At 67.0% G+C, this 14,745-nt stretch carries 12 protein-coding genes; 3 read left to right on the forward strand and 9 right to left on the reverse strand.

What is annotated here, in order from left to right; all coding sequences use genetic code 11:
* The 4 genes from AVE30378_RS05570 to AVE30378_RS05585 form a co-directional block, all read right to left on the reverse strand.
* Positions 1 to 586, reverse strand: a 586-nt coding sequence (locus AVE30378_RS05570) for an enoyl-CoA hydratase-related protein (protein ID WP_208742356.1), incomplete at its 3' end; no start/stop codon positions are given.
* Positions 583 to 1,878, reverse strand: coding sequence for an acetyl-CoA C-acetyltransferase (locus AVE30378_RS05575; RefSeq protein ID WP_129239780.1), 1,296 nt, complete (start codon positions 1,876 to 1,878; stop codon positions 583 to 585). The genes AVE30378_RS05570 and AVE30378_RS05575, both read right to left, overlap by 4 nt.
* Before the next feature lie 12 nt (positions 1,879 to 1,890).
* Complete coding sequence (locus AVE30378_RS05580) at positions 1,891 to 4,239, reverse strand: acyl-CoA dehydrogenase (protein WP_129239781.1); 2,349 nt, start codon at positions 4,237 to 4,239, stop codon at positions 1,891 to 1,893.
* 50 nt (positions 4,240 to 4,289) lie between these two features.
* Positions 4,290 to 4,955 (reverse strand): TetR/AcrR family transcriptional regulator, encoded by a 666-nt coding sequence (locus tag AVE30378_RS05585; protein WP_129239782.1) that lies wholly within the window; start codon positions 4,953 to 4,955, stop codon positions 4,290 to 4,292.
* A 385-nt stretch (positions 4,956 to 5,340) separates the two neighbouring features.
* Here AVE30378_RS05585 and AVE30378_RS05590 point away from each other — a divergent pair, with 385 nt between their 5' ends.
* From AVE30378_RS05590 to AVE30378_RS05600, 3 genes are all read left to right on the forward strand, one after another.
* Positions 5,341 to 6,945 (forward strand): glucosamine inositolphosphorylceramide transferase family protein, encoded by a 1,605-nt coding sequence (locus AVE30378_RS05590; RefSeq protein WP_129239783.1) that lies wholly within the window; start codon positions 5,341 to 5,343, stop codon positions 6,943 to 6,945.
* A gap of 564 nt (positions 6,946 to 7,509) precedes the next feature.
* Positions 7,510 to 8,259 (forward strand): helix-turn-helix transcriptional regulator, encoded by a 750-nt coding sequence (locus tag AVE30378_RS05595; RefSeq protein WP_129239784.1) that lies wholly within the window; start codon positions 7,510 to 7,512, stop codon positions 8,257 to 8,259.
* Between the two features lie 357 nt (positions 8,260 to 8,616).
* Complete coding sequence (locus AVE30378_RS05600) at positions 8,617 to 9,255, forward strand: response regulator transcription factor (protein WP_129239785.1); 639 nt, start codon at positions 8,617 to 8,619, stop codon at positions 9,253 to 9,255.
* 363 nt (positions 9,256 to 9,618) lie between these two features.
* Here AVE30378_RS05600 and AVE30378_RS05605 read toward each other — a convergent pair whose 3' ends face one another.
* Genes AVE30378_RS05605 through AVE30378_RS05625 form a run of 5 tightly spaced genes read right to left on the reverse strand, consistent with a single transcriptional unit; the run spans position 9,619 to position 14,736 of the window.
* Complete coding sequence (locus tag AVE30378_RS05605; RefSeq protein WP_129239786.1) at positions 9,619 to 10,866, reverse strand: glycosyltransferase WbuB; 1,248 nt, start codon at positions 10,864 to 10,866, stop codon at positions 9,619 to 9,621.
* On the reverse strand, positions 10,863 to 11,423 hold the full coding sequence (locus AVE30378_RS05610) for a putative colanic acid biosynthesis acetyltransferase (protein WP_129239787.1): 561 nt from the start codon (positions 11,421 to 11,423) through the stop codon (positions 10,863 to 10,865). Before AVE30378_RS05610 ends, AVE30378_RS05605 begins: the two co-directional genes overlap by 4 nt.
* Positions 11,420 to 12,307 (reverse strand): glycosyltransferase family 2 protein, encoded by an 888-nt coding sequence (locus tag AVE30378_RS05615; protein ID WP_129239788.1) that lies wholly within the window; start codon positions 12,305 to 12,307, stop codon positions 11,420 to 11,422. Before AVE30378_RS05615 ends, AVE30378_RS05610 begins: the two co-directional genes overlap by 4 nt.
* A 13-nt stretch (positions 12,308 to 12,320) precedes the next feature.
* Complete coding sequence (locus AVE30378_RS05620; protein WP_129239789.1) at positions 12,321 to 13,451, reverse strand: glycosyltransferase; 1,131 nt, start codon at positions 13,449 to 13,451, stop codon at positions 12,321 to 12,323.
* Complete coding sequence (locus tag AVE30378_RS05625; RefSeq protein WP_129239790.1) at positions 13,444 to 14,736, reverse strand: O-antigen ligase family protein; 1,293 nt, start codon at positions 14,734 to 14,736, stop codon at positions 13,444 to 13,446. Before AVE30378_RS05625 ends, AVE30378_RS05620 begins: the two co-directional genes overlap by 8 nt.
* Positions 14,737 to 14,745 lie beyond the last annotated feature (9 nt).

Genomic DNA, 14,745 nt, shown 5'->3' on the forward strand with positions numbered 1-14,745 from the left:
GCAGGCGGGGAGGGACCCGCGCGTCCGCCAGGCCCAGCGCCGCCGCGCGCCGCGCGTCGGCGCCGCGGCCCGTGAGCATCATGTCGAGCGCCGCGGGCGCGCCGATCAGCCGCGGCAGGCGCAGCATGCCGCCCCAGCCCGGGAAAATGCCCAGCATGACCTCGGGCAGCGCGAGCGACGCGCCGGGCTGGTTGGCCACCAGGCGGTAGCGGCAGGCCAGGGCCAGCTCCAGGCCGCCGCCCAGGCAATGGCCCTGGATCAGCGCCAGGGTGGGGTAGCGCACCGCGGCCAGGCGGTTGAAGAGGTTCCAGCCGCGCGCGACCAGCGCGCGCGCTTGCTCGGGTGTGTCCAGGCTGGCGAATTCGTTGACGTCCGCGCCCACGATGAAGCCCGTGGCCTTGCCGGACCGGATGACCAGGCCGGCGGGCGGCGCGGCGTCCAGCGCGTCCAGCACGACGGTCAGTTCGGCCAGGGTATCGGCCGACAAGGCGTTGACGGCGCTGCCGGCCCGGTCGAACGTCAGCCAGGCCAGGCCGTCGGGATCGCGGTCCAGGCGCCAGTGGGAAAGCGTATCGATCGTCGTCATGGGCGGTCCTCGTCCAGGGTTTCGACCAGCATTGCGCCGCCTTGGCCGCCGCCGATGCAGATGGCCGCCATGCCGCGCCTGGCGCGCCGGCGCTTCAGGGCGTCGAGCAGGTGCAGCACGATGCGGGCGCCGGAGGCGCCCACCGGGTGCCCGATGGCGATCGCGCCGCCGTCGACGTTGAGCCGGGCGGGATCGAGATCGCCCCAGGCCGCGGTGCCGAGGTGTTCCCGGCAATAGGCCTCGTCGCGCCAGGCCGCGAGGCAGCCCAGCACCTGCGCGGCGAAGGCTTCGTTGATTTCCCACAGGTCGAGGTCATTGAGCCCCAGGCCGTGGCGTTGCAGGATCGGGGTGGCGGCATGCACCGGGCCCAGGCCCATCTGCGCCGGGTCCAGGCCGGCCCACTGGCTGTCCACGATGCGGCCCAGCGGCCGCAGGTTCCATTTGCGGACGGCTTCTTCCGAGGCCAGCGCCAGCATGGCGGCGCCGTCGGTGACCTGCGAGCTGTTGCCTGCCGTGATATTGCCCCAGGGTTTGTCGAACACGGGCTTGAGCCTGGCCAGCTTTTCCGGCGTGGAGTCCGCGCGCACGCCGTCGTCTTCAGGGTACAGCCTGCCTTGCGTGTCGATCAAGGGCGCGATCTCGCCCATGGGGCCACCGGCGCGGGCCGCCAGCGCGCGCCGGTGGCTCTCGGCCGCATAGGCGTCCATCGCGGCGCGGTCGATGCCGAAGCGGGTGGCGAGGTTCTCGGCGGTCTGCCCCATGGACAGGCCGACCACGGGGTCGGTCAGGCCCTTGAGCAGGCCGATGACGGGCGCCAGGTTGCGCAGCCGGAACCGGCGCAGCGCCGCCAGTTTGGCGCCCGCGCCGCGCGCCGCGTACCATCCGGCCAGCCAGCGCACCATGTCGTCCGAGAACAACACCGGCGCGCGCGACAGCGCGTCGGTGCCGCCGGCCAGCACCAGTTCCGAACGGCCGGACTGGATATTGGCGATGCCGGAATCCAGCGCCTGCATGCCGGACGCGCAGTTGCGCATCACGGTCCAGCCCGGCACCTTGTTGCCGCAGCCCAGCCGCAGCGCGATCACGCGGCCGATGTTCACTTCGTCGGGGGAAGGGGCGGCGCAGCCCACGATGACCTCGTCGAGGTCGGCGGGCGCGAACGGCTGGCGCAGCAGCAGGGCGCGGCCCGCCTGCACGGCGAGGTCGCCGGCGGAGAAGGGGCCCGGGCCGGACCGCGCCTTGAGGAACGGCGTGCGCAGGCCGTCGACCACGTAAACCGGTTTGAATGCCATCCGATTCCTCCTTCAAGCGGCCTTGCGTTCGGCGGCGGGATCGACCCGATCCACGGTGCCGAGGTCGAAGGCGAAATCATCCACTTTCACCACGGCATCGCGCAAGCGGTTGCGGCGCTTCATCACCGCGTATTCTTCCGCGGTGATGCCTCCGATGGCGAAAGCGGCATCGGCGATGTCACGCACGTTGGCTTGCGGATTGCCGTCCAGCGCGCCGCGCTTCTCGAGTTCGCGGATCTTGGCCTCGATGGGCTCGGCGTCCAGCGTGGCGGCCAGCGCCTGTTCGATGGCGCCCACGGGTTCCGCGTCGGTGGCGGGCAGGTGGCAGCCCGCGGTCAGGCGGTCGCGGGTGGCGCCAGGCTGGATCAGCAGGCGCGCCACGTCCTGGCCCAGTTGGTCCGACGGCAGGGCCTGGCGGCGGCCCCACGGAAAGATGAGGCGGGCCAGGCACCAGGCCACGGCCCGGTTGGGAAGATTGTCCAGCACGCCGTCGAAGGCCTGCTGCAGCTTGAACAGCGCGTCCTGGATGGACCAGTGCGCCAGGGGTTCGTCGGCGGCCTGGCGGCCTTCGTCCTCGAAGCGCTTGAGCGTGGCGCTCGCCAGGTACATCTGCGAGAGGATGTCGCCCAGCCGCGCGGACAGGCGTTCGCGCCGCTTCAGGCTGCCGCCGAGCACCAGCATCGAGGTGTCGGCCAGCAGCGCGAAGGCGGCGCTGTAGCGGCTGAGCAACTGGTAGTAGCGTTTCATGGCGGGCGCGGCGTCGGCGTTCACGCCGACAAACCGCGCGCCCGTCAAGGCGGTGCCCGCGGCGCGCAGCGCATTCCCGGCGACGAAGGCGGCGTGGCCCCAGAAGGCCCGGTCGAAATCGGCCAGCCCCTGCCGGCGGTCGGACGACTGCGCGGCCTGCATTTCCGCCAGCACGTAGGGATGGCAGCGGATCGCGCCCTGGCCGAAGATGATCAGGCTGCGGGTGAGGATGTTGGCGCCTTCGACGGTGATGCCGATGGGAATCTGCTGGTAGGCGCGGCCCAGGAAGTTGGAGGGGCCCAGGCAGATGCCCTTGCCGCCGATGACGTCCATGCCGTCGTTGACGACCTGGCGGGCGCGTTCGGTCACGTGGTACTTGACGATGGCGGAGACGACCGACGGCTTTTCGCCCAGGTCCACCGCGCCGGCCGTCATGGCGCGGGCGGCGTCCATCATGTAGGTGTTGCCGCCGATGCGCGCCAGCGCCTCTTCCACGCCTTCGAATTTGCCCACGGGCATGCGGAACTGGCTGCGCACGCGGGCATAGCCGCCGACGGCGCGCGCCGTCAGCTTGGACATGCCGGTATTGGACGAAGGCAGCGAGATCGAGCGCCCCGCCGCCAGGCACTCCATCAGCATCCGCCAGCCCTGTCCCGCCATGGCCGGGCCGCCGATGATGAATTCCAGCGGCATGAAGACGTCGGTGCCGCGCGTGGGGCCGTTCATGAACATCGCGTTCAACGGGAAATGGCGGCGGCCGGTGTCCACGCCCGGGTGGTCGTGCGGCACCAGCGCGCAGGTGATGCCCAGGTCTTTCTTGCCGCCCAGCAGGCCGTCGGGATCGTACAGGCGGAACGCCAGGCCCAGCAGGGTGCATACCGGCGCCAGCGTGATGTAGCGCTTGTCCCAGGTGACCTTCATGCCGATCACTTCGCGGCCCTGCCATTCGCCCTTGCACACGATGCCGCTGTCCGGGATGGCGGCGGCGTCGGATCCGGCCCAGGGGCTGGTCAGCGCGAAGGCGGGCACTTCCTCGCCGCGGGCCAGCCGGGGCAGGTAGTGGTTCTTCTGTTCGTCGGTGCCGTAGTGCAGCAGCAGTTCGGCCGGGCCGAGCGAGTTCGGCACCATGACCGACACCGCCAGCGCCGACGAGCGCGTGGACAGCTTGGTCACGATTTCGGAATGGGCATAGGCGGAGAACGCCAGGCCGCCGTATTCCTTCGGAATGATCATGCCGAGGAAGCCCTCGGCCTTCAGGTAGTTCCAGACGTCCGCCGGCAGGTCGAAGCGTTCCTGCGTGACGTTCCAGTCGTCGACCCTGCGGCAGGCCTCTTCGGCCTGGTGGTCCAGGAAGCGCTGTTCCTCCTCGGTCAGCCGCGGGCGGGGATAGGCGAGCAGGCGGCTCCAGTCGGGCCGGCCGCGGAACAACTCGCCCTCCCACCAGACCGTGCCGGCCTCCAGCGCATCGCGCTCGGTGTCCGACATCTGCGGCAGCACCTTGCGGTACAGGTTGAAGATCGGCGCCGACAGCAGGGCCCGGCGGATGGGACGCACGCCCAGCGCGGCGGCGGCCAGCACCGCGACGACGGCCAGGGCGAGGATGACTGCGTTCATGTTCTTGTCTCCATGGATGTTCGGTTCCGGCCGGCGGGCCGCGGTGCCGGTCAGGGCACCGGCGGCAGGGGGGAGCGCAGGCCCCCGAGCAGGAAGCTCATCAGGCGCGGCAGCAGCAGGTCCGGGTTGTCGGGCTGTTCGGCTTCGTCGATGGTCCAGCCCGTGACCGAGCGCAGCAGGTCCGTGCCGATGATGGCGTACGACGTGGCGCCCAGCATGAACTGGAAGCGCCACATGATTTCCGCGCGGGGCACGTCGGGCAGCGCCGCGAACAGCGCGTTGCGGTAGCGCTCCAGCACGTCCGCGTATTCCTCGGCAAACAGGGCGCGGATGAAATCCGAAGGGTCCGTCATGGTGCGTTCCAGCAGCGGCAGGAAGGTGCTGCCGGCCTGGGCGGGGTCGGCGGCCAGACGCAGCAGCGTGCCGAAGAAGGCGTCCACGATCTGCGACGGCTTGAGGGGCTTGCCTTCGGCTTGCGCCTCCAGTTCGTCCAAAAGCCGCAGGCGTTCGTGGTTCAGCACCGCCAGGCGGCGTTTGAGCACCGCTTGCACGAGTGACTCCTTGGAGCCGAAGTGATAGTTCACCGAGGCAAGGTTCACGCCGGCCGCGCCCGTGATCTGCCGCATCGACGTCGCGTCGTGTCCCTGCTGCGCGAACAGGGCTTCGGCGGTGTCCAGGATCGCTTCACGGGTAGAGGGGGATCTGATTTCTTGCATAAGGTTGAATTCAAACGTTTGTTTAAAAATCATTATGCGTTAGGGATGGCCGAGATGCGAGCCTCGGCTATCCCCAATAGGGTTTACCACTAGCGTTCAGGCGCCCGTCATGTCGCGTTCGTCCGTTTCCGCGCCGGCTCCGCCGCATGGATGAGCGGGACCGTGCGGCTGGACGAGCCGGCGCCTCGGCCGTCCGGACGAGCTTGAGCCTTTTGCCCTCGGGCTGGCGCTCTAGGATAAATGTGGTCTGGAAGACAAGCGCAAAAGCACGCAGTATCGGCGCGAGGGATCGAATGCGCAGAGCCGAAAAAGCCCGCATGCATGGCTAGCCCGTTCGCGGTACGGGCAGGGAAAACGGACTCGCCCCGACACAGGAGCAGGAGAAATGAAGACCTACAGAGTGGGACTGCTGGTTGATGGGTATGAGCAACCCGGCTGGATGCATGAGATGGTCGAGTGGCTCCAGCACAGCCAGGATTTCGCTATTGCTGCTTTGCTGGTGATGAACGGGGCGCTCGACGACAGGCCGCCCCGCCTGGGGGCGCGCGCCCTGTTCGGCACGCTGTCGCGCCTGGAAGCCCGGCTGCTGCCCGCCAAGCAGCGCGACATGCTGGCTTGCCACGACCTGCGCGACAGCCTGCCGCTGGAAGCGGCCGCCGTCGTGCCGCTGGCGCGGGACGCCGCCGCGGCCGAGAGGCAGGACGAGGTCGCCGCGCTGGCGCTGGATCTGGTGATCACACTGGGGTCGTCGCCGGCCTCGCGCGAACAGATGGCGGGCTGGGCGCGGCTGGGCGTATGGCAGTTGAGTTATTCCGACATCGCGGTGGCGACCAGCCGGTACGCCGGCTTCTGGGAGGTCTACCAGCGCGAGGACCACACCACCGTGAAGCTCTGGCGCGTCGGGCTCTGCGTCGAAGACGACGAGCTGCTGGACCAGCGCAGTTTCAACACCGAAGTGTTCTGGTTGAAGAACCAGGCCCGCGCGTTCAGCCTGGGAAATTTCATGGTCTATGACGCGCTCCAGGCGCTGGCCCGTTCGCGGCAGGGCGCCGCGCCGCCGGGCATGCAGATCATGAGCGGCCAGCGGCGGGCGGATCCGGCGGAGTGGGATAGCGCGGCTTATATCGCGCGTCAGGCGTGGTTAATGTCCGATTTAATTGTGCGACGCATCATGAAACGCAACGTGCGGTGGCGGATCGGCATGTTCCCGTCTGCCAGGCAGCAGGCCGTGGTGTCCGAGGCCATGGTGTTGCAGCCGCCCAAGGGCAGGTTCTTCGCGGATCCGTTCGTATATACACAGGACAAGAAGCCATATATATTTTTCGAAGACTACGATTTTAATTCCCGCAAGGGCACGATCTCTGTCGCCACCTACTCCGACGGGGCTTTCCGCCTGCTGGGAACCGCCCTGAACCTGCCGTACCACCTGTCGTTCCCCTATATCTTCGAGCACGACGGCGTGACCTACATGGTGCCGGAGACCTGCGGAAACCGCAGTATAGAATTATGGAAATGCACGGATTTTCCGCTGAAATGGGAGTTGGATGTTAATCTGATGACGAATATATCGGCGGTCGATACGATTATTTTCAAACACGGCGAATACTGGTGGCTATTAACTAATATCGACCGCACCGACGGGCAAAGTCATTGCGACGAATTGTTCGCCTTTTTCGCCGATTCGCCGCGCTCGACGGAGTGGACGCCGCATGCCTGCAACCCCATCGTCCGCAACCCGATGCGCGCCCGCAACGCCGGAATCGTTGTGTCGCCTGGCGGAGAGGTGATCCGCTGCGCCCAGTACCAGGGCTTCTGCCACTACGGCAAGGGCGTCTCCCTGAACCGGATCGAAGAACTTTCGCCGTCCAGCTACGTGGAAACGGACGGCGAAATCCACTACGCGAGCTTCCTGAGGAAGCGTCATGCTTCAATGCACCATTGGCACCACCAGGGGGGGCATACGGTATTTGACTTCGCCTATATGGAGTAAATGATGCCGGCCGCGCAAAAATTAAAATGTTACCCATATTTCGAATACGGAAAGCGCCCACGGGCTCGATGTGTCCGAGGAAACATCTAGACAGCTATTGGCCCCGAAAACGGAAGTTCCTGGCCGCGTCTGGCAGATGCCCCGACGCGGCTTTTTCATGGTTGTAACAGCGGCGGCGGCGGCCGGATCCGCCGCCGGGCGAGGCCGCCGTCATAGGGAAAACGGCGTTTGTGGCAGAGAGAATTCCTGGTGGAAACCCTAGCGTCTGAAAGAACGAAAGGAACATCTCATCCGGATTTACGATAGTGATTAAGGCTAACGAATGATTTCTGTTTTTGTCGGATTATATCGCCGCGAAACGTCTTGATTTTGCCAATTTCGAACCATAAGATGGGTTCATGCCATCCGTTATGTTGGCTACCAAAGTCTCCCAGCCCAAATGCCCCGGTTCGGCTTCATTAGATACTCCGGGATATTGCGGACCACCCCCGCGGGGCTGGATAAAAATAGTCTTCAGCACAGCGAAGATCCCTTCTAGGCCCGTCGAAAAACCGGGAGGACACCATGGCCAAGATGGTCCTGATTGAAGCCCATCCGCTCCTGCGGCTGGGGTTGTGGCAGATTCTTAGCAAGTTGGATGATGTGTGGGAAATCGAGGGGATGGGCCTGGCGGACGTTTCCAAGGCCGATGGCGTGCATGCGGGTGCCGATCTCCTCATCTACGGATTGCCGGTGGACACCGACGAGGCGTGGAGCGCGCTGCACGAAATCCAGCGCGTCCTGACGCCCAAGCGGATCCTGCTTCTGACGGACGTGATGCCGTTGCCCATGCCGGTGCAGGGGCTGCCGGGCGCAAGCGTCTACGGCTGCCTGATGAAAACGGCTTCGGTCGAAATCCTGGAAGCGGCCATTCGCCTGGTCATGGCGGGCGGGCAGTGCTTCCCCAGCGAGCAGGCCCTGCAGACTTCCGCGCAGGCGGTCTGCGCCTTGCCTGCCCGGGACGCCGACGATGCCGCTTCCAAGGGCGCCATGCCCGTCAGCGCCGGCGCGCAGTTGCTGCAGATCACGCCGCGCCAATATGAAGTGCTGGTGCTGCTGGCCCGGGGGTATCCGATCAAGACGGTCAGCAGGATGCTCAATATTTCGGTGGCCACGGCGAAGACGCATGCCTGCACGCTGTACCAGCGGCTGCATGTCAAGAACAAGGGCGAAGCCGTATACGCGGCGCTGCAGCGCGGCGCGACCCTGGAATGGCATGAACCCAACGGCAGGGACGTGGATGCCGGGCAGATGTACGGGCGCAAGGTCGGATAGCGGTTGCGGGTTGCGCTGCCTGCCCGGCAGCCTGGAACGCCAGTTCCGGTGCTGCCGGGCCCGCGCATAGCCATCCTGGCTACGTCATACATAGCAGTGAGGTGGTTGCAGCACAAGCGTATTCCTCCACCATTCATCCACCTGAACGAGATTCAGCGAACGTAGCCGCTGATAGCATGGGTTGTGTCCGCAAGCATGGGTCGAAAGGGCGAACCACCGCCGCCTCGCCAATGCGATCCGATGCCGTGGACGAGCTTCCCGTGAGGTCGGTGACGCAAATAGCCTGCCGTTGCAGCAATGATGCGCCAGCGTCATGGGAACCGTGTATGGGCCGTGTGTCACAAGGTTCCCCTCGGGATGACAACCGTACTGATCGAAGACTACGCTCTGCTTCGTGTCGCGATCCAGCATGTGCTGGAGCGTGTGCGGAACGCCGACGACATCCTGGCCATCTCGCCAGCGCATCTGCTCAATATGTCCAGCTCGATCAACCGCCCAGTGGAACTGCTGGTCGTGGGTTGCAGCGGCCTGGCCGAACAGGACGTGGGACTCCTGTCGCAATCGATGGCGTTCTTCATGCCCCGGCTGGTGCTGGTGCTGTATTCCGTGCTGGACCAGGGCGTCATGGCGGCGTGCGCGCGCGCCGGAGTCGCGGGCTACCTGCCCAAGGCGTCCAATCCCGACGCGCTGGCCGCCGCGGTCAACCTGGTGCTCGCGGGCGGCGAATGCTATCCGCAACCCGTCGCCCGGCCCCATGGCGCCGTGCACGCGCCGACGCAGGAACTGCGCGAACTGACGCAACGACAGGAAGAGATCCTGCAACTGCTGGTACAGGGCAAGACGATGCGTGAGATAGGCGAGCACGTCGGCATTTCGGTGGCGACCGTGAAGAGCCATGCGCGCACCCTGTACTGGAAGCTGAATGCGCGCAACCAGGCCGAGGCGGCCTATATCGCGGTGCAGATGGGGCTGGTCAGGAGCGGCGGCCAAACATGAGCCGGCGCGTAGGATGGGTGGAGCGCGGGAGTTTTTAAGTAAGAACTCAGGTATCCAGCGCGCGAAACCCATGCGGCCGTGGGCAGACAGTGCCCGCAATGCAGGTGTCTGACACCCCTGAAACGCTGGTGCAAGCCGAAGGTTAAACCCATGCGGCCGTGGGCAGACAGCGCCCGCAATGCAGGTGTCTGACACCCCCGAAACGCCGATGCAAGCCGAAGCTTGTCTCCCCGGGTGTCAGACACCGATGGAGCAGACTGTGCCCGGCATCGGCAGGAAAACAACCGATTGCGGCAGCATGGGTTTCGCGCGCTGGATACCTGAGTTCTTACTTAAGAACTCCCGCGCTCCACCCATCCTACGTCACACGCCAGCCCCCGCCGGTTTTCCCTTGGAGGCCGCGACGGCGGCGAATTCGCGTTCGGCCGCCGCCAGCACGGCGTCCACGTGCAGGTGGGCCTGCGCGTACTGGCGCGCGGCGGCGCCCAGCGTTTCCCGGATCTGCGCGTTGTAGCTGAGCTTGCGCACCGCCTCGGCCATGGCCGCGCCGTCCTCGGGCGGCGTCACGAGGCCGCAGCGTGCCACGACGGCGGCCAGTTCCGTGCCGGGCGCGGCGCCGCACACCACGGGCCGGCCACTGGCCAGCATGCCGGTCAGCTTGGAGGGCATCACGAGGTCGGCCGCGCCGGCGCGTTGCGGCAGCAGATGGATGTCGGCGGTGTTCAAGAGTTCGCCCAGCCTTTCGGCCGGCTGCAGGTCCAGAAAGGCGACGCGGGGGAGCCCCTGGCATTGGGCCTCGAGCGGAGCGCGTTCCGGGCCCTGGCCGCAGAACACGAACCACAGGCGCTGCTCGCGGCCGAGCCGCCGCGCCACGTCCGCCAGCGTGTGCAGGCCTTGCTTGCCGCCCATGTTGCCCGAATACAGCGCGACGACGGCGTTGTCCGGTATGCCCAGCTCGGCGCGGTAATCGCCGCCTTCGCGCGGCGCGATCGCGTCCACGTCGATCCAGTTCGGCAGCAGCACCGCGCGGCCCGGCTCCACGCCCTTGGCCAGCGCCAGGTCCAGCATGCGGTTCGAAATCGTGGAAACGCGGTCGAAGCGGCGCATCAGCCAGCGTTCGGCGCGGCGCACGGCGGCGCGCAGGCCCTTGCCCTTGAGCAAGCCCAGTTCGAACGCGGCATCGACTTCGTAGTCCTGAATGTGCAGCCACGCGCGGGCGCCGCAAAGCCGCGCCGCCAGCCAGGCGGCGGGCGCGCAGAAGAGCGCGGGCTCGACCACGAGGACAATGTCGGGCCGTCCGGCGGCGGCGCGCAAGAGCGAGGGCAGGCTGGACAGGGCGAAGCTCGCCAGGTGGACCAGGCGCTTGAGTCCGCCCGGCTTCCCGGGGACCCAGAGCGGCGCCCGGCGCACCGTGACGCCGCGCCGCGTCTCCTTGGCATAGCGGCCCGCCCGGTAGCCCGGGTGCACCTCCCACTGGGGATAGTAGGGCGGGGCGGTCACCACGCCGACTTCATGTCCGCGCGCGGCCAGCCATTCGGCCATCTCGGCGCTGTATTTGCCGATGCCGGTGAGTTCGGGCGCGTAGTTGATGCCGTAGATGAGGATCTTCATGCCGCGCCAGCCTTGCGCGGCCGGACGGGGCGGCACGGGTTGCCGTGGCACACCATGGCGGGCGGCATGTTGCGGAACACCGAGCTGCGGGCGCCGACCACGGCCTCGCGCCCGATCGTCACGCCGGGGCCGACGAATACGTCGGTCGCCACCCAGGCGCCTTCCTCGACGCGGACGGCGCGTTCGCGCAGGGGAAATTCGGGCTGCGCGGCGTCGTGGTCGGCCGCGCACAGATAGCTGCGCTGCGAGACCACCGCGTGGGCGCCGATCTGGATGGGGCCCAGGCTGTAGATCACCGCGTCGTCGCCGATCCACGCGTAGTCGCCTATCTCCACCTTCCAGGGATAGGTCACGGTGGCGGTGGGCCGGATCAGCACCTTGCGGCCGATGCGCGCGCCGAAGCATCGTAGCAGCCACCGGCGGAATCCGTATGCGACCTGCGGCGACCAGCGGAACAGCGTGCCTTGCACCAGCCACCACAACTGCACCGTCAACGCGGAGCGGCCGCGCTGGCCCGGGGCCAGCGCAAAGCGGTCCAGACGCTGGAGCGCGCTCATTTCGCCGCTCCCGCCACGGTGCCGTCGCGCGCCGCGGCGGCGCTGGCCTGGCGCGCCTTCCGGAGTTCCTCGGTCTTGATCCGGATCTGCCAGTAATACATGGCGCGCGCCACGGCGTAGTCGTAGCCGGCCTTGCCGTCCAGGAAGCCCAGCCGGAAAACGTAGGAGTGCAGGAAGGAGATCGGCGCCTTGAACGGCATGGCCTGGAAGATGCGCTTGAGCAGCGCGCGGGCGCCGACGTTGGCTTCGCGCGGATCGTTCATCAGGCCCTTGGTGCGCAGGTTGGCCTCCCAGTCGGAGTAGCGGTTGTGCTTGTCGAAATAGTGATAGAGCGAGTCATGGTCGTTGTGCACCATGCGCTGGCGCAGGGCGAAGGTCCCGCCCTGGACCTGCGGCTGGTAGTGTCCTTCCACTTCCCACATGTGGGCGACGTCCAGGTCGTCGTAGTCCAGGAAGCGCGACCGGTCGCGCGCCAGCAGCGCCAGCTTGTAGACGCGATGGCCGTGTTCCAGCTTCTTGCCGCAGAACACGTAGTCGAACGGCACGAAGGCGCCGCCCGCGCCGGCGGCGAAGCGCGGCAGCGCCTCGCGTATCTCCGCGGCCAGCCCGGGCGTCATTTCCTCGTCGGCGTCGACGTACAGCACCACCGGGTGCGAGAAAGGCAGTTGTTCCAGGCACCACTGCTTTTTCTTCGGGTACTTGCCGTTCCATTGGAAGTTGGACACCTTGGCGCCCAGCGCCGCCGCCATCGCGCAGGTGGCGTCCGTGCTGTTGGAATCCACGACGAAGACCTCGTCGAATTCGGCCAGCGCCTTCAGGCACTTGGCGATATTGCGTTCCTCGTTCTTCGTCATGACGACGACCGAAACCGGTATCTTCTGCATGATGCTGTCCTGTTCAGGGCGTGCCGCGCTGCATCAGCGGCTGGAATAGCGCGATGACGTTGCGGCAGTGCCGTTCTAGGGAAAAGGCGTCGGCGCGTTCGGGGCCCTGGGCGGCCAGCCGTTCCCGCATGTCGCCGTCATAGGCCAGCCGGCGCACCGCGGCGGCCAGCGCGGCGGCGTCGCCCACGGGCACCAGCAGGCCGTAGCGGCCGGAGTCCAGGATTTCGGCGGGGCCATGGGGGCAGTCGGTGGAGATCACCGGCACGCCCAGGCACAGCGCCTCCACGAGCACGTTGCCGAAGCTCTCGCGCACGGAAGTCAGGGCGAACGCGCCGGCGCCCGCGATCACGGGAAACGGATTGTCGATGTGGCCGGCCAGCGTGACCCGCGTGCGCGAGCCGTGATCGTCGATCCGCTTCTGCAGGGCGGCATGTTCGGACCCCTCGCCCAGGATGGTGAAGGCGATGCCGGGGTCGTCCAGCAGCGCGGCGGCGTCGACCAGCGTGGCGTAGTCCTTCACCGCTTCCAGCCGCCCGACCGCGACCACGCGGTAGGGCGCCTGGTCCGACGGTTCCTGGGCGCGGTGCGCGCCCTGCTGGCGGACATTGTCCAGCGGCACGCCGTTGTAGATGGTGTGGACCTTGCCGCGCAGCGGAGGGAACATGCTGACCAGGTCCTCCTTCACGCCGCGCGACACGCCCACCACCGCGTCATGGCGCCGGTAGGTCTGGCTGACGAGCCAGTATTTCAGGCGCCGCATGCGCGAGGCCCCGTAATGGATGGCCGGACTGCTGTGCTCGAAGGCGACCGTGCTGAAACGCCCGCGCAGCAGTTTCTTGGCCAGCACCACCAGCATGTTGCACAGCAGTCCGTGCGAGCAGACGATGGCCGGCTTGTCGCGCCTGATCTGGCGAAGCAGGCGGATGAAGGCCATGGGCAGCATCAGCCGCAGCCGGGTGGGCGACTCGATGATGGGCAGCGCGCGCGTCACCTGGGGGTTGGAGACGGGGTACTCCCGGTTGCGCGAACGCAGCAGGAACAGGGCGGAATCCACTCCCTGTTCCGGCAAGGCGTCCACGATGAAGGCGACGCATCTTCCGACGCCGCCGTGCAGGTCCGGCGCGACAAACAAGACATCAGGCATGAGGAATCACTCGTGGTGGAGTCCGGCGCCCGGTGTCCGGACGAGGGCTGGGGGCGGACGGCGCGGTCGAGGGGACGGGCATGGTCTGCGCATTGCGCATCAGCGACAGGCAATAGCACAGCAGGAAACCGGTGAAGGCGGTCTTGGGGGCGTAGGCCAGCCCGCCGGACATCGAGTCGATGAAGATGTAGACGGGCGCGGTCGCCAGCAGGTAGCGCCTGTGCAGCTCCAGGCCGGGATGCGCGTATCGCCTGAGCAGCGTCAGCAGCAGGATGAGCAGGGGCGGCAGCATGATCATGGTCGTTCCGACCACGCCGAATTTCATCAGGTAGAAGGCCCAGGAATTGTGGGCGAAGGTGCTGAGTTCGAAGCCGTTCTCGCCCATGACCCAGCTCCGGAAGCCGGCGCCCTTGCCGAACACGGGGCTTTCCGCGAAGAAATCCATCTGCCCCTGCATCTCCTGGATGCGCGCGCCGTAGCTGGAGTCCTCGTCCAGGCGTTCGACGCTGAAGATGCGGTTGGCCAGCACGTCCAGGTAGCCGATGCTGGCGAAGACCAGCACGCCGGCGATCGCGGCGGGCGCGAACACCAGGATGGCGCGCCGCCGGATCTCGGGGCCGGCGCCCAGCATCACGGCGATCAGGACGGAAACCGCCAGTTGCAGGTATTGGCTGCGGTTGAGCGAAAAGACCAGCGCCAGCAGCATGTAGACCGTCAGCGCATAGGCCTTGGGCCCGGAGACGTTCAGGGTGCGGCGGAAGTACAGCAGCGACACGACGCCGAACGGGATGGCCCAGACGCCCAGGCGCACGTTGCGCAGCGGGTTGGACACGCTGAAGCCCTGCACCTGTTCCAGCAGCATCAGCGTGGCGACGGCGAGGCAGGCGGCCACGATGTATTTCTGCAGCACCGCGTAGGCGGCCGGGCTGTCGATGTCCTTGTAGCAGAGGAAAGGCGTGCACAGGAAATAGAACACGATGCGCAGGTCCCGCGCCACGTCGCCGGTTTCGATGCCGGGGTGGTGCATCGACACCAGCAGCAGGTACACCACCGAGAGGCTCTGGATGCCCAGCAGCAGGCCCAGCAGACCGCGCGGCAGGGCGTAGGCGGCCGGATCCGCGAGCCGCAGCGCCTTGACCACCAGCATGGCGACGAACAGCACGTCGAAGGGGGACAGCTTGAAGCTGCCTACGCCCAGGACGAAACGGTCGTCGTTGAGGGCGAGCGCCGTGAAGGCGAACAGGCCCAGCAGGTGCAGGGTGGACAGGCGGCGGTGCGGATTCATTGCGGCTTT

The sequence above is a fragment of the Achromobacter veterisilvae genome (genome assembly GCF_900496975.1).
In the GTDB taxonomy this organism is placed as follows: Bacteria; Pseudomonadota; Gammaproteobacteria; order Burkholderiales; family Burkholderiaceae_B; genus Achromobacter; species Achromobacter veterisilvae.